Raw genomic sequence first — 22080 nt, forward strand, 5'->3', positions numbered from 1 at the left:
TTCCGGGGCAGAGCCCCGACTGCTGGACGGAGAAAGCGAGATTTTCCTCTCGGAACTTCAGCATTTGCTTTTCTGTGAGCGCCAGTGGGCGCTCATTCACATGGAAGGCGAATGGGAAGAAAATTACCTGACGGCGACGGGGACAGACGTACATCAGCGCGTTCACAGCAACGAAAAGGAGTTTCGTGACGGCGTACTTTCGGTTCGGGGACTTCCGCTTCGGTGTGTTCGACTCGGTCTCTACGGGGTAAGCGACGCGGTGGAGTTTTACCAGTCAAGCGACGGCGTCCGTCTCCCGCAGCGGCGTGGGCGCTGGACGCCGCTCCCAGTGGAATACAAACGGGGACGCGGTGCCGGCGGCATGGCAGACAAAGTGCAGCTTTGCGGCCAAGCGCTCTGTCTTGAAGAAATGCTGCAAGTTTCCGTTCCCGTCGGTGTGCTGTTTTACGCCCAAACGCGCCGGCGAACTGAAGTGACGTTGACGAAAGACCTCAGGGATCTGGTGGAGAGACTCTGCTGCAGAGCGCGCTCGCTTCTGCAGAGCGGAGTTCTCCCGCCGCCTGAGGCGGATAAAAAGTGCAAAAGCTGTTCAATGAAGGACTTGTGCGGTCCGGAGCTTCGAGGTAGAGGTCAAACAAGGCAATATGTGTTGAATACCGTAGAGGCGATCATCCATGAAACAGCTTAAAAACACGCTCTACCTGAGCTATGACGAAGGGCAAATCTCATGCAGCGGACGAGCGCTGGTAATTCGCGCGAAAGATCAGGCGCCCCAGCAGTTTCCTGTCCATATTTTGGAGCAAATTGTCTGTTTCGGATCAGTCATGCTCACTCCCGACGCGATGAACCTGTGTCTTGCTAACAACGTCACGATCAACTATCTATCGGTATATGGGCGCTTTCGGGGACGAATCAGCGGACCAGTCAGAGGCAACGTCCTGCTCCGACGGATGCAGTTTCGGCGTGCCGATGACCCGGTTCAAACGGCTGAACTGGCAACTGCTTTCCTACTGAGCAAAATATCCAACGCCCGGACCGTCCTGCTTCGCCATGCTCGAGAAAGAGAAACAAATGTATTTGATGAAGCTGTCAGGGACATGGCTGGGCTGCTTGTCAAGCTCAAGGGTTTCACAATAACCGACCTCAATGAGCTGAGAGGCCTCGAAGGCGACGCGGCCAACATCTATTTTCGCTGTTTCGACTCTATGATTTTAAAGAACCGGGAGACCTTTTCATTTCACGGCCGTTCTCGACGGCCGCCGTCGGATCCCATCAACGCGCTTCTGTCGCTGGGGTACTCGCTGCTCGCCGCGGAAATAACCGGCGTATTGGAAAGCGTCGGACTTGACCCTTCTGTGGGATTCCTTCATAAAGACCGCCCCGGACGTCCCAGCTTAGCGCTTGACTTGATGGAAGAATTTCGCGCCGTCGTCGTCGATCGGTTTGTCCTCGCGTTAGTAAACCGCGAACAGCTTCAGGCAAACGATTTTGAGACGGACGAAGCTGGCGGAGTTGCCTTAACAGAAAAAGCGCGCAAGGAAATTTTTCTTAACGAGTGGGAAAATCGAAAGAGGACGGAAATAATTCACCCAGTTTTAGGCGAAAAAATATCCTTCGGCTTGCTGCCTCACGTTCAGGCGATGTTGTTGGCGCGATTCCTGCGCGGGGACCTTGATTTTTACCCGCCGTTTTTCCTGAAGTAGGAGCGCGGCCATGCTCGTATTGATTACCTATGACGTCAACGTGTGCGGAGAAGGAGGAACGCGTCGGCTGAACCACGTTGCAAAACTTTGCGAAAGCTGGGGCCAGCGCGTGCAATTCTCGGTCTTTGAATGCCTGCTCGAACCAGCTCAGTGGGTTCAGCTCAGAAGGGATCTGCTCAATGAAATTGACATGGAACACGACAGCCTAAGGTTTTACATGCTGGGAGCCAACTGGCAGAGACGGGTAGAAGTTATCGGGGCAAAAAAGAGCTACAACCCGCAGGGAAACCTGATTTTATAGCGCGAACCCTAAGCGGTCAGATCGCCGCGGGAGAATAAAATGCCCGCAGGACTGGCGGTTCTAGGGAGAGTGAAGGGATAAAGAGAAAACAGGGCCGCGCTGTCCTGTCTGCCTGCAAACACAAGCAAAAGACCTCCCCGCAGAATGCCAAAAAGGGCAAAAGAAAAGACGGTCGCGGAAAAGAGGCCGGGAAGTAAGCAACGAAGAGGAACGAAGAAATGCGTGTCGCGCCCTACACGGGCGCGCGAATTGAAACCTGTTTCTCCGGTTGGTCGAGATGACAGAGATACGTCGCGCCCTACACGGGCGCGCGAATTGAAACAGGGCGCACTTACGGACAGGCAGAGCCTGTCCTAGTCGCGCCCTACACGGGCGCGCGAATTGAAACCTGGCTACGCTGACAAAATTAACGGAGCCACCGGGTCGCGCCCTACACGGGCGCGCGAATTGAAACGTTGAAACCAAAGTCAACCCCGAAAGAAGGGTCAGTCGCGCCCTACACGGGCGCGCGAATTGAAACTGTCCTTTTTACCCCCGTCCTGGCAAAAAACAGGGTCGCGCCCTACACGGGCGCGCGAATTGAAACACGTACTCGGTTGACCGTTTCTTTGCTCGGCGACGTCGCGCCCTACACGGGCGCGCGAATTGAAACCCCCCCTTGGCAAGCTAGCGGAATGTCTGTGTAGGTCGCGCCCTACACGGGCGCGCGAATTGAAACTTCGTCTGGCTCATGCAACGGGCTTATAAATCCTGTCGCGCCCTACACGGGCGCGCGAATTGAAACATCTTGGGCGACAGGCGCGCGGCGATTTGCATATGTCGCGCCCTACACGGGCGCGCGAATTGAAACTAAAGAGGCTCAAAGCGGCTTAAATTTGTCGGGAGTCGCGCCCTACACGGGCGCGCGAATTGAAACCGTGTCCCGTCCGGCATGACGTCTCTGTCGTGCGTCGCGCCCTACACGGGCGCGCGAATTGAAACCTCGTCCGACCTGCCCTTTTTGCGTCCGCTCTTGGTCGCGCCCTACACGGGCGCGCGAATTGAAACTCGCGCACGATAGGACAGGCTCTGCCTGTCCGTAGTCGCGCCCTACACGGGCGCGCGAATTGAAACCCACCGATAGATGCTTTGCGTTGTCCGACCAATGTCGCGCCCTACACGGGCGCGCGAATTGAAACTTTTACTTTACTTTTACTAGGAGCAGAACCTCGAGTCGCGCCCTACACGGGCGCGCGAATTGAAACATGATTCACCAAGGGAGCTTTGCAAGCATTATACGTCGCGCCCTACACGGGCGCGCGAATTGAAACGTCGTCGCGTCCGACGCCGGGCACAAATAGCTTTTGTCGCGCCCTACACGGGCGCGCGAATTGAAACCTTTTGACGCAACCAGCGGGCGTGAAGCGTACAAGTCGCGCCCTACACGGGCGCGCGAATTGAAACTCTTTGGTCTGACCGGTCATTTTGTCTTTGTATCGTCGCGCCCTACACGGGCGCGCGAATTGAAACAATTTTTGTGGTGAGGGCCGGGAATCCGGCCCCCGTCGCGCCCTACACGGGCGCGCGAATTGAAACTTGTTTTCTTGGCGACGTTTTCGCCCGGTGTAAAGTCGCGCCCTACACGGGCGCGCGAATTGAAACCCGTCTTTCCCGATTCGTCGGTTCGCAATCAGGATGTCGCGCCCTACACGGGCGCGCGAATTGAAACTTGAGCGACTGCCGTCGCCTTTGCGACTTCCATCGTCGCGCCCTACACGGGCGCGCGAATTGAAACGTCAAGTGTCGCGAAGGCCGATAAATACTGACTTGTCGCGCCCTACACGGGCGCGCGAATTGAAACACCTCCAAAGAGATATAGAACAGGCCCTCGCCGAGTCGCGCCCTACACGGGCGCGCGAATTGAAACACTGCAACGCTGACAGCGCAAACAAACTCAAGACGTCGCGCCCTACACGGGCGCGCGAATTGAAACTTCGTCTATGCCCCTGAGCGTCGCAAGGATATGGGGTCGCGCCCTACACGGGCGCGCGAATTGAAACCATCCAAGAAGAAATCCCCGCAAAAGAGCTTGTTGTCGCGCCCTACACGGGCGCGCGAATTGAAACTGTATCTGAAAGACGCGATGACAGATTGCAAAATGTCGCGCCCTACACGGGCGCGCGAATTGAAACCACGTCTGGTATGATTATGTTACCGGCGTGGCTTGTCGCGCCCTACACGGGCGCGCGAATTGAAACATTTTTGCCCTGGTTTCATCGTCAACTTTAGGCAGTCGCGCCCTACACGGGCGCGCGAATTGAAACCTCCTCTGTCTTCGTCTTTGCTTGGCGCGACAAGTCGCGCCCTACACGGGCGCGCGAATTGAAACAGCCTCTATTTCCGCTGGGGTACCTCGCAAAAAATGTCGCGCCCTACACGGGCGCGCGAATTGAAACTTCATCTCGCTTTTTTGACTCCAAAAGCTCTTCTGTCGCGCCCTACACGGGCGCGCGAATTGAAACCTCGTAATACGTAATTATACTCACGACCCGTTTTTGTCCCCACGGCGTTATGTGTTCGGACTATCTAAGGTCTTTTCGGCTTTCGCCCCGTGTTACTCCGGATATAGGTTTCGGCCCAAAGCCGCGGGATTAGCCACAGCGGGCGGGAGCCGGTGCGAACTGCGCGGACACCTGGCACTTGTCCTCTCTCTATCTTTTTGCGGACGCCCCAGACGGATAGGCCGGTAATGCTGGCCGCGTCTGAAACGCTGATGTAGTCATCGTCCATGTGATCGCTCCTTTGATGTGCCGCCTTACATCAACGCGCTGTAAGGCGTCGCGCCCTACACGGGCGCGCGAATTGAAACCTCGTAATACGTAATTATACTCACGACCCGTTTTGTCGCGCCCTACACGGGCGCGCGAATTGAAACAGTTCTACAAAGCGTTTCGCGGCCAGCGTTGCGCGTCGCGCCCTACACGGGCGCGCGAATTGAAACATGCCCTTTTTGCCTTCAAATCGTAAGAGGACATGTCGCGCCCTACACGGGCGCGCGAATTGAAACATCTTGATGGTATAACTCAGTATACCATCTTTCGGTCGCGCCCTACACGGGCGCGCGAATTGAAACTGGTCTGTGAGCGTTAAGACTTGCTGTTGTCTATGTCGCGCCCTACACGGGCGCGCGAATTGAAACCATAATCCGAGCCACATTACAGAGTACTTTGACCGTCGCGCCCTACACGGGCGCGCGAATTGAAACTACAAAACAGCGGTTACTAGCTCGGCGAAACGTCGGTCGCGCCCTACACGGGCGCGCGAATTGAAACTCCTCTGCTTGACGCGACAAGAAATATGTAAAAGGTCGCGCCCTACACGGGCGCGCGAATTGAAACTTAGGGGAGCTGTTTTTTTGCATTTTTGCGTGGCGTCGCGCCCTACACGGGCGCGCGAATTGAAACAGTTTAACCTCCGCGCAAGTGGAGATGTCCCGTGTCGCGCCCTACACGGGCGCGCGAATTGAAACGAGCGTCGGGACTAATAGCGTCGGTATCCAGTTGGTCGCGCCCTACACGGGCGCGCGAATTGAAACTTTGCTGGGTCGGAACGGCTGAGGAGCGGCGTCAAGTCGCGCCCTACACGGGCGCGCGAATTGAAACACATCGGCCAACGTCGCTGTGGAGACGCCTGACAGTCGCGCCCTACACGGGCGCGCGAATTGAAACACAGCGCGAGAAGGTATCAATTGCGGGGCAAGCAGTCGCGCCCTACACGGGCGCGCGAATTGAAACAGTCGTTGTCGCATAGATACGATTATCGGCTAAGGGTCGCGCCCTACACGGGCGCGCGAATTGAAACCTAGGCGGACGTATTTACGCTATGGTGGCCCTAGGACGTGTCTGAATTGAAACGATTCATCAAAATTTACGTTGTGCTGTCACTGGCATACAAAGAGAAGAGCCCGGGAAGCATTTGCTTCCCGGGCTCTTCGTTTTTCTTTGATTAGCTACTTGATGACGAGTTTGTCCGCTTTGCCCAGATACCCGATGCCGGGGTTGGCAGGGGATTCGACGGACAGAGGCGGAATGATGAACGTTCCGCGGAAGACTGCCCGGCAGGGGAAGTTCCATCCAAATTCGCCTGTTGCGTTGACGGCGTTCAGGATGACCCGATCAAGCCGTTTGTCAATTCGCAGCGATCCAACGTTCCCCGTTGTTCCTTCGCCCGCCTCGGTCAGTTCAAGTCCGGCGGGAAGGAGCACGCTGGTCCTCAGGTTCGCGCTGTTGCTGTTCGCTTTGACGGTCACGCGGAGAATGACTTCCTGTCCGAGTTTGACGTCTTGGGCGTTGATCTTCTCCCCGTTTTTGTCCGTCAGGGTCAGAGAAGCTTTAATTCCCTTGGCGAACGGAGCAGGCTGGTTCAAGGGTACGCCATGGACCGACCAGCTGTACCAGAGCGTCCCACCTTGGGCCTTGACGGTCAGGGGGCCGTCCACCGGTCCGGTCCAAGTGACCGGTGAGCCGTTAAAGGTTGCCAGCTCTTTGCCGGTTGAGTCAACGAGCGTTCCGGATGAGGCGGATTCACCGGCGTGTTCCGCAAACGAGGACAGCGCGGCGATCAGCAGGCCGCTGGTCGAGCTGTCAATCCAATACAGCGAGTCTTTTGCCAGAGCGGCGGCGATTGCTTCGGCGTCGTTGCGGGCGTCAGCTCCGCCGGGGGCGATGGCTTCGTGAGCGATCAGCCGAAGGGCTAGGCTCTGAAGCGCAGGCGACCAGCTTTTGTTCGGCTTGTCGACCAGCGAAGGCGCCTTGCCTCCCAAAATGGTTTCGGCTTTGCTCCGGTCGCCGGCCACTGCCCATGCTGCCGACAGGAGAGCTGAGCCATCAGCCGGCAGGGTCTTCTGGTCAATCAGCCAGTTCATCCAACCGAGCGGCGCGTCGCCGCACAGGGCAAGAGCGTAGCAAGCGTAGGCGCGGCCAACGAGGTCAAGCTTTTGAGCCGCGTTGTCTGCCGGAACTTCGTCCGACAGGCTCTGACGAAGGTACCGGGTGCCTTGGGAGATCATGCTCTCGTCGACAGGTACGCCGTGTTCTTTCATGGCGGAAAGCAGGTGGAGGACTTGGGCGGTGGTGTAGATGTCGCCGGAATCATCGCCGCGCCAGTAGCTCCAAGAGCCGTCGTAGTTCTGAAGCGCCTTGAGGAACGTGATCGACGTGTAGAGTTTCCGTGCCAACTCTTCTTCGTTAGTCAGGCTTTCGTCGCCAAGGGCCTGGGGCAGTCCGATGCTGATCCAGCCGAGGGCGATGACTTGCTGAATCCGGGATCCCCAGCCGTCGGTAGCTTCAAGGAGCTTGGTTACGTCAGAGACGGGGCTCCCGCACAGGGTGACGGAAGCGGTGCCGGTTCCGGGGAACCACTCCTGAGGCATCGAGATGTTCGATTCTCCGTCGGTCTTCCCGCCGCCCGAGAGGACGACGTGCGGCCACGCGGGACGCAGCATCGAGGAGACGGTCTGAGAGGCCGACAGGTCGCCCTGGCTGAGTTGAACGGTCAGCTTGGCCGTGCCGGACGACTTCTGCGCGGTGAGTGCAGGCAACTGGACGGTAGCCTGTCCCTTGACGACCTTAACGGTTTGGGCAGGATCGCCGGACGCGTCGAGCAGGGCTTCCGGCTTGACGGTCAGCTGCACAGGGCCGTCTTCCTTGGCGAAGATCTGGTCGGAGATGGTGAACTGGTCCCCAGCGGCGAGGTATCGGGGCAGGGAAACGCTGTTCATCAGAGGACGGGCGACGTTGATCCGTTCGGTCTGACGTCCGACGCCGTCCAAGGCGGCGACGAAGGCTTCAAGTCTGACGCTGCCTTGGAATTCGGGGATGTCAAGCTGAACGTCCGCTTTGCCGTCCTTCATTGGCAGGTCAACTTCCCAGATCGACGTGGGCACGTAGTCTTCAGCTTTGATGGGCGAGTAGACGTCGCCTTCGCACATGGCCATTCGGCAGGATTCTGCATCGCCGCCCGCAGGATGAAGGGCCGGCACGCCCAAGTCGAGTTTGCTCATCAGCTGGTCGTACGTGTCGCAGGTGGAGCCGTCCAGCCGACGCAGCCGGGTGAACCACTTCCAAGGATCTGAGTTGTCGGTGTTGGACATTCCCAAGATGCCCCGGTCAACCAGCGCAATTGTGACGGTCCCGTTGACTGGCTTGCCGTCGGCGCTCTGAGCTTCGATGACGGCGTTGAACGATCCGGGTTCGGTCTCTTCGGGGGCGTTAACTGTGACTTTGAGCAGGGAACTGGTCAAGTCTTTCTTAATTGCGATCGCTCCGAGGGCTCGGTAGGGGCGCTTGCTTCCTTCCGGACGAACGAGAGAGGCGACGCACCAGCCGTTGGGAATTAACCCGTCGGTGGGAACGTCGACGGTCGTCTGAGTGTCGGCCATGTCGAGCGATTTGATAAACAGCGGCTTGTCGGTGCCGGAGCAGAGGATCAGCCGTCCGGCAAAGGGACTCTTGACGGTCAGATGAGCCGATTCGCCGTCCTTGTAGCTTTCCTTGTCGGTTGACAAGGTGAGGTTCTCCGGGCCAGTGAGGGCCGCCGGCTGGGCGCCTTTCCACGCGCAAAGGCGGATCGTCGTTCGGCTTTTGCCACAGGAGAATTCAAGCTGCCATTCGCCCTCGTCGTCGGGGGTGTAGTTGATGGAGCCTTTGCCGTCGACCGATACGGAGGTCGCTTCGGTCTCAACGAGGTTTTCCTGCCACACGCAGCGGCTTCTGCCGTCTTCTGTGACCATGACCCACTCGGAGTCAACGCGCGAGACCTTGACGTCCACTTTGCCTGATGCGGGCTCGCCCTGAGCGTCAACGAGAGCCAGAGGAATGTCGACCGCTACGCCGGGACGAAGATCCGATTCTGGGACAAGCACGCCAACCATGTATTTGTCAGGAAGCAGCGGGACGGATAAGGTTTTGCCGGACCAGCGCCCGCCTTTTTCCTGAACGGACAGGATGAGGTTCAGCTTCATAGGAGCGGCTTCGGGCGACGAGAACGGGGGATCTTCAGGCCACGTCCAAGATCCCTTCCCGTCTTCGTCAAGCGTGTCCTCGGCGAGCCTGTCGGCTTCCGAGGCGATCTTGCGGTAGTTCCACGGTCCGAAGTGATATCCCGGGAGCTGAGGAACGGTCCATTCCATCGGCACGGCGCGGTAGCTCAGCTCCCATTGAAGGTCGGAGCCCGGGGCGCCGAACAGGTAGTCGGACTGGAAGTTGATCGGGGTCTCTTCTCCGGCGACGAGAATGTCGGGAGCGTCAACGAACTTGACCTCAATCTGGGGCGGCCGGAACTCTTCTACTTGGATGGTGCGAACGGTGATGGGCGATTTCGCGCCCGGCGTCTCGAGAACGAGCGAGTACTGTCCCGAGGCCATCGCGTCGGGCAGAGCCGTCTCAAGGGAGGCCGTCCCAAGCTTCGACAGGGTGAACGAGCCGCTGCTCAGTTCGCCGTTAGGGCCCTTCAGGCTCCAGCGAAGCGGGACTTCGGGGACGGGCAGGGCCTGAGCGTTTCTGACAAGGGCCTGGGCCTGCAGCGTCTCGCCCGGCTGCCAGATGTTGCGGGGCAGGATCCAAGTGCCGTCCAGGCTGTCGGTCCATGGAACGCCGTCGGTGTTTATGCCCCGGTCGCTGAGCAGGTCGCCGTCCAAGGGAACGAGCGTGACGTCGTCGTCCTTCTGCAGGACGGCGAGCGACGGCTGGGTATCGTTCGTCCAAGGTTCTTCTGGGACGATGGTGACGAGGCCGTCAGCGTCGGTCGTGCCGGTGCCGACGATCAAGTTTTTGCTCGAGTACACGGTAACCGTTCCGTTCGCCACCGGTTTGGTGTCGGAAATGTGGCTGGCCCACAGGTGGAGTCCCTGACGGTACACTCGGGCGGAAAGGGTCATGTCGCTGATGCACACGAGCTGCCAGACGGTGGAGGAGTAGCTGTCCTCGTCGTTGTTTTCTGCTTTGAGCAGGTACAACCCGTGCGGGTTTTCGTCGAACCATTTCAGGTTCACGGCTCGCGTGACGGGTTTGTTCAGTTCGCCGTTGGTGGAGAACGTTTTGGTGGTCAAAAGCTTGGCCCACTGAACGGCGTCAGAGATGCCCCAGTCGCCTGACCGGGCGGACTGAATGCTGGACAGGACCAGAGGAAGGTTTCTGTCATAAACGCGGTAAGCGGAAATGCTCACGTCTTGAACGTTCGTCGTCTGGATTGGAATACGGGGCTCCTGAGATGGCGAGAGGAAAATGCCCGTGCCGGTGAACTCAATATCTGCGGACAGATCAGGGAAGACAAACGATTTAACGTAGTCCTGCGTCAGGCCTGATTCGCCCCCAAGACCTTTTTTCAGCGTCACGGTGAATCTTGAGCGGGGGACAAACGAGTCGCTTTCCACGTAGAGATAGCCGTACGAGTTGGAAACTCGGAACGGGACGTTCGGCTTAACTTTGATAAAGTTCTTAATGCCGTCGACGTCCACGCGCGTTGTCAGGGAGAAGACGATTCTTCCGCTGTTGGTGTAGGAGTTGTCAATTTCCAGTTGTCTGGTGATTTTGACGTTGTACTCCTCGGTATTGGCCAGTCCAAGGCTGCCGGAGTCCGGCCGGAGACCGGCGGCAAGCGAACAGGTTAAGGCGCTTGCGTCGTCAACGGACTGAGTCGTGACGATCAGATTTTTCTGAGGCTGCTTCGTATCGACGGTGTAGGAAATTTGATTTCCTTCTGAATCCTTAATGGACAAAAAACCGTACAGCCGCTGGGGTGAAATCGGCGCCGAAAAGACGAATTCCAGCGTGCACCGGTTGTCTGATATGCCGATTTGGCTGACTTTTTCGAGTTTTAAAGCCGGAGTGTTGAAAGAAAAGTTCTGCTGGCCGGCGAGAAGCTGTCCCTTGGCGTCCTTAATGCCGCCGGGACCGAAGTCGGCGAAAAACTCGGTTGCTGCTGGGAACTCGGTTTGAGGCGTGAACTGCAGTTTGTTGACGTCCTTCCAGACAGCGTAGCCGTCCACCGTCGGACGAATCCGAAGCGGCGAGGCCATCAGCGGGAACTTCTTCCCGACAGCTAAAGGTGCCACCATTGGATCGGAAAAGACGACGGTGATGGGACGTTTCGGATCGGTGAGTTCTCCCTGAGGGGAGAACGACTTGACCGTCGTCGCGGCCCACCCGACGGCGCCGGCGAGCGTGACTGTCGCCAAGGCTGCCGAGATGGTGTGAATGAATCTGGAGCGTTGAGCCATAATGGACCTCCTTTGTTGATCGATAGGCGCAAAACTTGCTAGGCGCTCAGCTAAAAAAATATTGCAAGCGGCGTGAAACTCGCCGCTAAAGCCGCCAAGGCACAGGCAAAAAGCATGACTTGCGGGTACGAGCGGATAAAGGCGCTTTTCCACCACAGACAGGCCGCGAGCAGCGTCAGCGGCCACAGAACCGGCCGGCCGGCTACCGGACGGGCGATGCTCCACAACGAGGCTACCAGCATGGCCGCGACGACAGGTCTCATAGCCATGCGGACTCGGTCGACCCACAGGGCCGCTTTTCCGGACGCGGTCCGAATGACCCACATGAGGGCTCCGACGACGAGGAGCGGAGCGGCCACGACGCCGGCGGAGCAGGCTATCGAGCCCCACATGCCGCCGAACCGCCAGCCGAGCATGGTCGCCGCGTTGAGGACGATCGGGCCGGGGGTCATCTGGGCCAACGCGGTCACCTCGGCGAACGCGCCGGCGGTCATCCAGCCGTTTTCCAGGACGAACGTCTGGTAGAGAAATGGCAGCGACGCCAGCCCGCCGCCGTAGGTCAGCAGGCCGATGCGGGCGAAGATAAAAAAGAGCCGGATCATTTCTGCGCCCTCCGACGATCCCACTCGTGAAGGACGAGGCTGAGAACCGTTCCTCCGAACAGCGCGTGAATCGGCGGCAGCCCCGCGATCATGGCGGCAGACAGCCCGACGCAGACGAACCAGTTGATTTTCGACCGGGCGACGCTCTTTTTCAGGATGTCAAAAACGATTGACCCCATGAGAATGACGAGTCCGGCCGCCGCGCCGCCGAAAAACGCCGACGTGTGTCCCATTCCCATGTGGGTGAGCAGCCAGCTGGCCAGTACGAGAATGGTGATAAACGGCGGGAGCGCCATGCCGATCACAGCGGCTGCGGCTCCCGCCGCGCCAGCCAGTTCCCAGCCGACCTGAAACGACATGCTGTTGGCCATAGGGCCGGGAGACGAGAGGGACAGGGTGATCATGTCGGTGAGTTTCTCGTCGCTGATTAGCCCCTGGCGGAGCATTTCCTGCTTGATGACGCCGATCATCACGGCGCCGCCGCCGAGGGTTGTGGCGCTGATGCGGAAAATTGTGCGGAAAATTCCCCACGGGCTCAGGGAATTTGTCCGGTCAGATAGTACGTTGCTGGGCATACCGTAACCCCTTTCGTGCCGCAAGCTGCTGGCATACGCCAAATATTCGTCAGTCAGCTCGTTATCTTTCATTATAATACAGATATAATAGGACAAAAGCGAACGTACGGGTGGTTTTACAGCTCAGACCGAAGGAAAGGAGAGTGGGGACGATGTGGGGGGATACCATCGCTGCGATTGCGACGCCATGGGGAGACGGCGGCGTTGCCATCGTTCGCCTGTCGGGGCCTGATTCATGGAGGATTGCCCATGCCCGAGTCATTCTGCCATGCGGGGAAATGACGCCTCGGTACGCTCACAACGGCCAGCTGACCGACGAGTGGGGACAGACGATTGATCACGTGCTGGTCTTGCCCTTCAAGGCCCCTCGAAGCTATACCGGCGAGGACGTGGTTGAAATTCACTGCCACGGCGGCAGCCTCCTTGCCCAGCGGTGTCTGGAGCTGGTCATTTCCGCCGGAGCCAGACAAGCCCTGCCGGGCGAGTTTACCCGCCGGGCGTTTGAAAACGGCCGGCTTGACTTGAGCCAAGCTGAAGCGGTCGCCGCGCTGATTCACGCCCGCAGCAACGAGGCCCTCCGGGCGGCGAACCGAACCCTGTCGGGCGAACTGACCGAACAGGTGAAGGACCTGCGGGACGGCTTGATCTCGCTCGCCGCAGAGGTCGAAGTTGGCCTCGACTTTCCCGATGAGGACGTCCCGCTGGTCGATGACGGGACGCTGGCCGAGCGGATGGAAGTGCTTCGGTCCCTGCTGGCCGATTTAAAGGACCGCTGTGCGTCCGGCGTGATTCTGCGCGAAGGCGTCAGGGTCGCGCTGGTCGGCCGTCCGAACGCCGGCAAGTCGTCGCTGCTCAACGCGCTTCTTAAGGAGTCCCGATCAATCGTCACGTCCGTGCCGGGGACAACCCGGGACATCGTCGAAGCTGTCCTGACGTATCGGGGCGTCCCGCTGCGGCTGGTTGACACCGCCGGCATGGGAGAGCCGAGCCATGACGAGGTGGAGCTTCTCGGCGTCGAGCGGGCGAAAAAGGCCATGAAGAGCGCGGACGTTCGCGTCTGGATTATCGACGGATCCAGGCCGGCTGACGACCTTGACATGAAGCTGATCGCCGACGCCGCGGCCGGTTCCCACGTGCTCGTCATTTCTAAATCCGACTTGGAGCGGAAGTTCGACGAGAAGGAGCTGGCCGAGCAGTTTCCCGACAGTCCGCTAGTCGTCCTGTCGGCGAAAAAAGGCGCGGGGCTCGACGAGCTCAAAGAGGCGATCGTGTCGCTGGCCTACGGCAATAAGTCGGTAGACGACAGCTTAAACGCCAGCGTTCGCCAGGTCGGCGAGCTGAAGGCCGCGTCGGAGAGCCTAGAGGACGGTCGATTGGCGCTTGAGTCCGGGCTGGGACAAGGGGCGGTCGCCTCCTGTCTGGCCGACGCGAAGCGCGCGTTGGACCGCCTGTTAGGGCTGGAAAACGACCAATCCCTGCTGGATGAGATCTTCAGCCGATTCTGTGTCGGCAAGTGACCGGCCGGAAATCTGAAACATCATGTTATAATGTTAGAAGACAGAAAAAAGGTGAGGTGGTCTCTCTTGGAGAAGAAGGCTCGTACCAGCTACCCGATTAACGACCTCATCGCCAGACGTTGGAGTCCCCGAGCGTTTGATCCGACGAAAGCGCCGGGCAAGGAGTTTATCCTTTCGCTCCTTGAGGCGAGCCGTTGGGCTCCGTCGGCTTATAACGCCCAGCCGTGGCGGTTCATCGTGGCGTCTCGGGCGCACCCTGATGAGTTCCAGCGGCTGTTGGACTGTCTCGTCCCGCAGAACGCCGCTTGGGCGAAGGACGCCAGCCTGCTGTTGGTTGCTCTGGCGGACACGGTGTTTGAGCATAACGGCAAGCCAAACCCGACGGCCCAGTTTGACTTGGGGCTCGCGGTTCAGAACCTCCTGCTGGAGACGACGTCGAAGGGCATGTTTGGGCACGTCATGTCCGGCTTTGATCATCAGCGGGTCATCGACACCTTCAAGGTGCCTGAGACCGTCATCCCGGTGGCCATGATCGCGCTGGGCTTCCCCGGCAAGGTGGACGCCCTGCCGAAGGAGCTTCAGGAAGCCGAAGCGTCCCTTCGGGAGCGCAAGCAGGTGTACGAGTTTACCTGCCGGAATACCTGGGGAGACAACCGGGGCATCTGAATAAACAGCGTCGGGCCGGCGGCACATTTCGGTGGCCCGTATCACGAGGGTTTTCGGCAGGACATGCCGGAAACCCTCGCGTCGTTTCAAGGCGCGCTTCGAGGGGACACGGTTATCCCGTCATGATAAAATAAAACGATACATTCAGCTGCTCGGACGAAAAGAAGGTGATCGGCGTGAAAAGCTACGGAATTGGCTTAGGGCTGACCGCTGTTTTGGCGGCGATTTTCGCGGTTCAGAACCCGGACATGATCTCGGTTCGGTGGCTGGCGTGGGAATTTGCCCTGCCGCAGGGGCTGTGGGAGGTCCTCATGTTTGGCCTCGGTGTCCTGCTGATGGGCGTTTTCGCCGTTGTCGCCGGTTGGGAAAATAGATATCGGGTCGCCCGGGAGCTCTCTCGGAGCAAGCTGCGGATCGCCGCCCTCGAGAAGGAGCGGGAAGCCCTGCTCTCGGCGGCTCAGGCGGCCGGGACGACCGAAGAAGAGATCAACTTCATCGAAGGCGGCCTGAAGGTTTAACTGGGACAAAGACTTTCGCTTAAACTGGCAGCAGACGTGCCGAAATAGAAAAGGGGAAAATCATTGATCGCCACCTGTACGATTGAAGAATTAGACCTGTTCAGACCCGAGCCGGGCGGGGAAACCCGAGCCCGCGGGCTCGGGTGTTCGCCCCTCTGCGTGGCGGTCCTTGAGAGCCGGGGCGTGGCGGCAGATCAGATCCCGCAGTTTTTACGCCAACAGCCGTTGGTGGATCAGCTGGGCTCGCTCAACTTGGGATCCGGCGCGGCTCGGGCGGCGTCAAAGTGGTCCGACGCCCTTCGCGGCAAGTCGGTGCTGGTATACGGCGACTACGACGTGGACGGCGTGTCGTCAACCGTCTTGGCCATGGCTCTGGCTCAGATGAGCGGCGCGGCTCGGACGTACTACTACATTCCCCGCCGGTCAACTGAAGGCTACGGCCTTCACTGCGAGGGCATCCGCATGGCGGCGCAGTCCGGAATCCAGACGGTGATCGTGACCGACTGCGGTTCCCGCGACCGCAGCGAGGTCGCTCTTGCCAAGGAATCCGGGATGGACGTGCTGATATTCGACCACCATCTGGTGGACGGAGAGCTCGCCGAGGCAGACGCGCTCGTGAACCCCCAGATTGACGGCGACGGAGAGGCTCGGACGCTTTGCGCAACCGGCGTTTTATGGTGTTGGGCCGCCCAATCCGGGCTGTTTCCGAAAGAATCGCTGCTCGAACTGGTTCAGCTGGCCGGTCTGGCAACCATCGCCGACTGCATGCCGTTGGAATTTCTTAACCGAGAGCTGATCCGTCAGGGGCTCGATTCAATGCGCCGCCGCCCGTTTGGAGGTCTCGGGCGGCTCATCTCGGCGCTGCGGCTCGAGGGAGCGTCGCTGGACGAGCGGGATCTGGCCATGAGGCTGATTCCCAGCCTAAACGCCGCCGGGCGTCTCGGCGCGGCTGATTTGGCGGTCAACGTGGTCGCCCAACTGGGCGACGCGGAACAGAACGTCGACAGCCTCATGAAGGTCAACCAGCGCCGCCGGGACCTGTCGAGCCAGATAGCCGACAGCCTGTCAAAACAGCTGGATACCGACTGTTCGACGCAGGTCTTCTTCAACCCGTCGTGGCCTGTAGGCATCTTAAGCGGCATCGCCAGCCGGCTCTGTCACGAACGGCGGCAGGGGTTTGCCCTAGCGGCGTCGACGCAGCGGGGCGTCAGGGGCACGCTGCGCGTGCCCGAAGGGGCTAACGCGGTCGAGTTGTTAAAACAGCTTTCCGATAAGTTGGACGATTGGGGCGGCCATCAGTACGCGGCCGGTTTTTCCGTCTCAGCGGCCCAGTGGCCGAAAGTGGCCTTGGGGTTGAACAAACTGCTGTCTCAGGTCCAGCCGGTAGCCGAGCGGCACGAGGCCATCCTGTATGACCCGCTTCGCATCGAGATGGACGACTTGGGCGACTTGGCCAAACTCGGCCCGTTCGGGAACGGCAATCCGGCGCCGTCGTTTTTTGTGCCGAGCTGTGCCGACGAGGTGTATGAGCCTCTCGGCAAGGACGGGCGTCACCTGACGGTGAACTGTCGGGGGGCTCGGCTTCTGGCGTTCGGCGGCGCCCGACAGATTGACGACGCGCCGGGAATCGCCGGCTGGATTTACCAGCCGAGGATCAACGTCTGGCGGGGACGTCGGAACGTCCAGTTCGTGGTGGATAAGATCGTTTTGGGCCGCGGCGCCTGATCGGCCCAAAGACGGGAAGGGGGCGTGAGTGATGACGGTGACGCAGGAAACGACCGGAACACCAGTTCCTCAGGAGATGACCGCCGCGGGCAAAAGAGAGCTGAACAGCCTGCGGGACAGCTACATCGGGCGGCTGCCGGCCACTCAGAGCTCCGCCACCGTCACGTATGCTTGGCGGGAGCTGTGGTCGAAAATATCCCGCTACCTGAATCGGGACGAGCTGAAAGGCGTCGGCGAGGCGTTTGTCTTCGCCGCGGGGGCTCACGGCGAGCAGATGCGTATGGGCGGCGAGCCGTACATCATTCACCCCGTCTTTGCCGCGTCAATACTCGCCGACATGAAGCTGGACGTGGCTACGCTGCAGGCAGCCCTGCTTCACGACGTGCTGGAGGACACCGAGTGCACCGCTGAACAAATGCGGGAACGCTTCGGCGAAGTTGTCACCACGCTGGTCGACGGGGTAACCAAGCTCGGCAAGCTCCCGTTCAAGACGTTTGAGGATTATCAGGCGGAAAACCTTCGGAAGATGTTCCTGGTCATGGCCAAGGACATTCGGGTCGTGCTCATCAAGCTGGCCGACCGAACTCACAACATGCGCAGTCTCGGCGCGATGCGCCGGGACAAGCAGATAAGGACCGCCAAGGAAACTCTTGAGATCTACGCGCCACTGGCGCACCGTCTGGGTATTTACCAGATGAAGCGGACGCTTGAGGACCTGGCGTTCAAGTACTACGACCCCGAGATGTACTACGAGATCAAGAGCAAGGTTAAAAAGCGGCTTCCCGAGCGGGAAGCGGTCGTCGAGCAGGCGTTGGAGATCCTTCAGGCCCGGCTGGACGAGATGGGAATTAAGAATTCCATCAAGGGGCGGGCCAAGCACTTTTACAGCATTTACGAGAAGATGAACCGCAAGAAGCTCTCCATTGACCAGCTATACGACCTGCTGGCTCTGCGGGTCATCGTGGAGGACGTGGCGCAGTGCTACTCCGTCCTGGGCGTAGTTCATACCATTTGGAAGCCTATCCCAGGCCAGTTCGACGACTACATCGCCAACCCGAAGAACAACATGTATCAGTCGCTTCACACCACCGTTCTGGGGCCATCGGGCGAGCCTCTTGAGGTCCAGATTCGGACGTGGGCCATGCACTGGCGGGCTGAGTACGGCGTCGCCGCCCACTGGCGGTACAAAGAGGGCGACAGCCACGTCGATGACTTGGACAGCAAGCTGGAGTGGATTCGCCGGGCTTTGGAAGGCAGCGACGAGACCAACTCCGAAGAGTTCATGGAGCGGCTGAAGGACGACGTCCTCACCAGCGACGTGTTCGTTTTTACGCCGGAAGGGGACGTGAAAAATCTCCCCCGAGGCTCGACGGTCGTCGACTTCGCGTTCTCGGTTCACACTCAGGTAGGAGAGCAATACGTTGGGGCGATGGTCAACAACCGCATCGTGCCGGCCGACTACGAGCTTCACAACGGCGACATCGTCAAAATCATGACGTCGTCCAGCGCCAAGCCGTCCCGCGACTGGCTGCGGTTCGTCAAAAGCAGCAAGGCCAAGAGCAAAATTCGGGCGTACTTCAAACGGTTGGACAGCTTAGCCAGAGAAGACGACGTCTCGCGCGGCAAAGAGCTTCTGGAAAGGGAACTGCGGGCCCGGTTGGGAGACGCCTTCACGTCGCTGGAGGCCCTCTCGACGTCGATGAACCGGGTTGCCCGAGACCTAGGGCTGTCCAATTACGACGACCTGTACTTCGCTCTCGGCTCCGGAAAGCTGAACACATCTCAGACTGCCGGGCGAATTGCCGAGGCGGCCAATCACAGTGAGGCTGAAGAGCAGCCCTCGGCTACTGAGGGGCCTCACAAACTTCGCAACAAGTCGGACAGCGACATCGTTGTCGGGGGAACAGGGGGAATACAGATCTCCTTGGCCCAGTGTTGCTGTCCTGTGCCAGGGGACGATATCGTCGGGTTCGTGACGAAGATCCGCGGAATCATGGTTCACCGCTCGGACTGCGAGCGCATCGCCGATGTTGTTGACGAACGCCGGGTTCGGGTTGCTTGGGGTGACACGTCCCGAAAACAGTATCAGGCTCAGATCGTCATCGACGCTGTCGACCGGTCGGGGCTTTTCGCCGATGTAGCGCGGGTCTGCGCCAACAGCGAGGCGAACATCAACTCAGTCCGCGCCACTCAGATTGGCGTCGCCGCAGGGCACGCCAGAATGAAAATGGAAGTTATGGTCAGGGACGTGGAGCACCTTTACTCGCTCATCGCAAAACTTGGCGGGGTGCGGAACGTCATTGACGTGAAAAGGGGATAAATATGAGAGCTGTCGTTCAGAGGGTAAAAAGCTGTTCGGTCAGTTCAGAAGGAACCCTCTGCGGGCGCATTGGCCCGGGGCTGTGCGTCCTTCTGGGAGTTAAAGACGGCGATGGGCCGGAGGACGTCCAGTGGCTGGCCGATAAGGTAGCAGACCTTCGGATTTTTGAGGACGAGGACGGCAAAATGAACCGGTCCCTTCTTGATCTCGGCGGCCAGATGCTCGTCGTCTCGCAGTTCACGCTGTACGGCGACTGCCGAAAAGGGCGCCGTCCGTCTTTTGTCAAGGCTGCGCCGCCCGACGAGGCCGACAAACTGTACGAAGGGTTTGTGGCCCGCCTGAGGGGAAAGGGTATTCAGGTCGAAACCGGCGTGTTCAGGACGCACATGGTTGTAGCGATAGAAAACGACGGGCCGGTGACTTTAATAGTCGACTCGCCGTCAAAGGCTGAGGCGCCGGCTTAAACCGGTTCGGGACAAACGGCAATAAGAGATGCGCGAAGGAGAGAAAACAGCGGTGTTCGACTACAAGCGAATTCCTCTCGGCCCACTGTGGACGAATAGCTATACTTTTGACGACGGCAACGGGACGGCGTTTTGCGTTGACCCGGGCGGAGATCCGGCTGACGTGGTGGAGTTTTTGCAGAACCGACGGCTGAAGCTCGGCGCTATCCTGCTCACCCACGGGCATATGGACCACTGTTTGGGGGTAGCTGATCTGGTGGAGGCGACAGGGGCGCCAGTTTACATGGCCCGCGGCGACTTGAACATGACAAAGGACAACTGGGCCAATCTGGCGGTCGAGTTTGGCAGAGAAGTGCCGCCGTACGAGCCGTCCAAGCTCCTTGACGAGGGCGACACGTTCAGCGTGGGGCGCTTTTCCTTGACCGTGCTGCTCACGCCTGGCCACACGCCCGGCAGCTGCTGCTACATCGTCGAGAAGGACGGCGAAAAACTGCTGATCTCGGGCGACACCCTGTTCGCCCGAAGCATCGGCCGGTCGGACCTGCGGGGCGGCGACAGCGAGGCGCTCGCGAGGTCGTTGGCGCGGCTCAAAGAGCTGAAAGGGGACCTTCCTGTTTTGCCGGGGCACGGGCCGGAAACGAGCTTGGACAGAGAGCGCCAGCTCAACCCGTTTCTCCAGTGACGGCAGGAGGCGTGAAACTCAAGCAGCTTCCCCAGTCTTCTCGACCGCGGGAGCGGCTCTGCCGTCTCGGGGCGTCCGGCCTGTCCGACGTGGAGCTGCTGGCCGTGCTGCTTCGGACCGGAACGGCCGCTCAGGGAGTTCTTGAACTGGCCGGCTCGCTGCTGGCTGAGTTTGGAGGGCTTCGGGCAATGGCGCAGGCCAGCCCGTCGGAGCTCGTCCAGTCTATCGGCGGCATGGGCGAGGCCAAAGCGGCCGCTTTGTTGGCTGCTTTTGAGCTGGGACGTCGGTCGTCGAACGAACAGGAAGGCCTTCCCCCGCTGAAAGCGTGGCTCGCCGATTGGGCGTGCCAGCTGAGGCCGGAAGCCCGTGAGTTCGTGGTGGCCGGTTTCTTTGACGACCAAGACCGCCTGTTGGGAGACGAGAGGCTTTCTTACGGCGGCCCGGACGGCGCGGCCCTCGACATGCCGTACTTGCTTCGCCGGGCGGTTCGCCTTGACTGTAGGGGCGTGGCTCTGCTTCATAATCACCCGGACGGGGTGTCTGAGCCAAGCATGGAAGACCGGAAACTGACAGACTATTTAGCCTGCCGGTTGGAACTGTTAAACATTCGGTTTATAGGACATTTTCTCATCGTCGGTGGTCGTGTGAGCGTTGTATCAGGAAGCTCGCGGCGCGATGAGCGATAAGGAGGCGGCGTGACGTGGGTTTTCTGAAAAAGAGCATCGGCCAAGGAATAGGGATTGACCTAGGAACGTCGAATATCGTGGTGTATCAGAGCGACCAGGGGATCGTCTTCGACGAGCCGTCGGCGGTGGCCGTCCGCAAGATGCCTCAGGGCGGCAGGGAAATTATCGCCTACGGCCACGAGGCCAAGGCGATGGAAGGCAAGACGCCTCAGGGCGTTACGGTCATTCGGCCCCTTCGGGACGGCGTGATCGCCAACTACGACATGACCGAAGCGGTCCTCAAACACTATTTGAGCAAAATAACAAGCGAGAGCCGTTTTTCCCGCCCGCTGGTTGTCGTCTCGGTGCCGGCCAAGGTGACCGAGGTGGAGCGCCGGGCCGTCCTCGACGCGGCGATTGGCGCCGGGGCAAAAGAGTCGTACATCATCGACGAGCCGATCGCGGCCGCTTTGGGGGCCGGTCTGCCGATTGCCGCGCCGCAGGGCAACATGGTGCTTGATATCGGTGGCGGCACCAGTGAGGTGGCTGTCATTTCCTTGGACGGCATCGTGGTGACCAACTCGCTTCGCTCGGCCGGCAAGGAGATGGACGAGGCGATCGTGAGCATGTTCCGCCAGAAGCGGGCTCTGCTCATCGGCGAAGGAACGGCCGAGACGATTAAGGAGACGATTGGCTCCGCGGTGACCCTCGACGAAGAGCTGACGATGGAAGTGAAGGGCCGGGATTTGGCCGACGGGCTTCCAAAGGCCGAAATCGTCACGTCGCTGGAAATCAGAGAGGTCCTTCTGCCGCTCATCAGCCGGATAGAGGACATGGTCAAGGTGGCCTTGGAACAGACGCCGCCGGAGCTGGCTAAGGACATTGTCGATCACGGCATCGTGCTGGTCGGCGGCGCTTCCCAGCTGCGCGGCCTGCCGGAACGGCTGACTAAGTCGCTGAACGCGCCGGTATTTTTGGCGGAAAACGCGATTCACGCGGTCGCGCTGGGCATTGGCAGGGCGCTGGAAGACATGGACCGGATGAGACATCTGCTCACGACGGTTCAGAAGCGAAACCGCTAAGGAC

The 22080-nt window shown here is 59.6% G+C and carries 15 protein-coding genes and 2 CRISPR repeat arrays; of the genes, 12 read left to right on the forward strand and 3 right to left on the reverse strand.

The features are described from left to right. Positions 1-40 precede the first annotated feature (40 nt). The 3 genes from cas4 to cas2 are packed head-to-tail and all read left to right on the forward strand — an operon-like array spanning position 41 to position 2004. Positions 41-688: a CRISPR-associated protein Cas4 gene (gene cas4 / locus HMPREF1249_RS04985; protein WP_255348311.1), complete on the forward strand. Its 648-nt coding sequence runs from the start codon at positions 41-43 to the stop codon at positions 686-688. Beyond that, entirely contained in the window at positions 675-1703 is a 1029-nt protein-coding gene (gene cas1c / locus HMPREF1249_RS04990) for a type I-C CRISPR-associated endonuclease Cas1c (protein WP_008519397.1), read from the forward strand. Before cas4 ends, cas1c begins: the two co-directional genes overlap by 14 nt. 10 nt (positions 1704-1713) lie before the next feature. Beyond that, positions 1714-2004 carry a CRISPR-associated endonuclease Cas2 gene (cas2, locus tag HMPREF1249_RS04995; RefSeq protein WP_008519395.1) on the forward strand — a complete coding sequence of 97 codons (291 nt, stop codon included), beginning with the start codon at positions 1714-1716 and terminating at the stop codon, positions 2002-2004. A gap of 224 nt (positions 2005-2228) precedes the next feature. Next, a CRISPR array of direct repeats spans positions 2229-4506; the repeat unit is 32 nt; unit sequence GTCGCGCCCTACACGGGCGCGCGAATTGAAAC. A 314-nt stretch (positions 4507-4820) separates the two neighbouring features. After that, positions 4821-5844: direct repeats of the CRISPR family, unit length 32 nt; unit sequence GTCGCGCCCTACACGGGCGCGCGAATTGAAAC. Between the two features lie 148 nt (positions 5845-5992). Here the strand turns inward: cas2 and HMPREF1249_RS05005 are convergent. The 3 genes from HMPREF1249_RS05005 to HMPREF1249_RS05015 are packed head-to-tail and all read right to left on the reverse strand — an operon-like array spanning position 5993 to position 12437. After that, positions 5993-11260: an Ig-like domain-containing alpha-2-macroglobulin family protein gene (locus HMPREF1249_RS05005; protein ID WP_008523299.1), complete on the reverse strand. Its 5268-nt coding sequence runs from the start codon at positions 11258-11260 to the stop codon at positions 5993-5995. Between the two features lie 50 nt (positions 11261-11310). Next, positions 11311-11862 (reverse strand): chromate transporter, encoded by a 552-nt coding sequence (locus tag HMPREF1249_RS05010; RefSeq protein WP_008521911.1) that lies wholly within the window; start codon positions 11860-11862, stop codon positions 11311-11313. Continuing rightward, positions 11859-12437 carry a chromate transporter gene (locus HMPREF1249_RS05015; RefSeq protein ID WP_231286755.1) on the reverse strand — a complete coding sequence of 193 codons (579 nt, stop codon included), beginning with the start codon at positions 12435-12437 and terminating at the stop codon, positions 11859-11861. Before HMPREF1249_RS05015 ends, HMPREF1249_RS05010 begins: the two co-directional genes overlap by 4 nt. A gap of 152 nt (positions 12438-12589) precedes the next feature. Here HMPREF1249_RS05015 and mnmE point away from each other — a divergent pair, with 152 nt between their 5' ends. From mnmE to mreB, 9 genes are all read left to right on the forward strand, one after another. Further along, positions 12590-13954 carry a tRNA uridine-5-carboxymethylaminomethyl(34) synthesis GTPase MnmE gene (gene mnmE / locus HMPREF1249_RS05020; RefSeq protein WP_008521909.1) on the forward strand — a complete coding sequence of 455 codons (1365 nt, stop codon included), beginning with the start codon at positions 12590-12592 and terminating at the stop codon, positions 13952-13954. Positions 13955-14020: 66 nt separating this feature from the next. Beyond that, the gene (locus tag HMPREF1249_RS05025; protein ID WP_008523298.1) at positions 14021-14620 is read left to right on the forward strand and encodes a nitroreductase family protein; all 600 of its coding nucleotides are present in this window, start codon (positions 14021-14023) and stop codon (positions 14618-14620) included. A gap of 176 nt (positions 14621-14796) precedes the next feature. Next, a complete protein-coding gene (locus HMPREF1249_RS05030) occupies positions 14797-15138 on the forward strand; it encodes a LapA family protein (protein ID WP_008523297.1) in 342 nt (113 codons plus the stop codon). A 63-nt stretch (positions 15139-15201) separates the two neighbouring features. Next, positions 15202-16863 carry a single-stranded-DNA-specific exonuclease RecJ gene (locus HMPREF1249_RS05035; RefSeq protein ID WP_008521905.1) on the forward strand — a complete coding sequence of 554 codons (1662 nt, stop codon included), beginning with the start codon at positions 15202-15204 and terminating at the stop codon, positions 16861-16863. Between the two features lie 31 nt (positions 16864-16894). Further along, positions 16895-19183 (forward strand): RelA/SpoT family protein, encoded by a 2289-nt coding sequence (locus tag HMPREF1249_RS05040; protein ID WP_008523296.1) that lies wholly within the window; start codon positions 16895-16897, stop codon positions 19181-19183. A gap of 2 nt (positions 19184-19185) precedes the next feature. Continuing rightward, on the forward strand, positions 19186-19647 hold the full coding sequence (gene dtd, locus HMPREF1249_RS05045) for a D-aminoacyl-tRNA deacylase (protein ID WP_008521901.1): 462 nt from the start codon (positions 19186-19188) through the stop codon (positions 19645-19647). A 52-nt stretch (positions 19648-19699) separates the two neighbouring features. Then, a complete protein-coding gene (locus HMPREF1249_RS05050; RefSeq protein WP_008523294.1) occupies positions 19700-20329 on the forward strand; it encodes an MBL fold metallo-hydrolase in 630 nt (209 codons plus the stop codon). Between the two features lie 11 nt (positions 20330-20340). Next, positions 20341-21015, forward strand: coding sequence for a JAB domain-containing protein (locus HMPREF1249_RS05055; protein WP_021775927.1), 675 nt, complete (start codon positions 20341-20343; stop codon positions 21013-21015). Between the two features lie 14 nt (positions 21016-21029). After that, positions 21030-22076, forward strand: a complete 1047-nt coding sequence (gene mreB, locus HMPREF1249_RS05060; protein ID WP_008521895.1) for a rod shape-determining protein — start codon at positions 21030-21032, stop codon at positions 22074-22076. Positions 22077-22080 lie beyond the last annotated feature (4 nt).

Source organism: Jonquetella sp. BV3C21 (genome assembly GCF_000468895.1).
In the GTDB taxonomy this organism is placed as follows: domain Bacteria; phylum Synergistota; class Synergistia; order Synergistales; family Dethiosulfovibrionaceae; genus Jonquetella; species Jonquetella anthropi.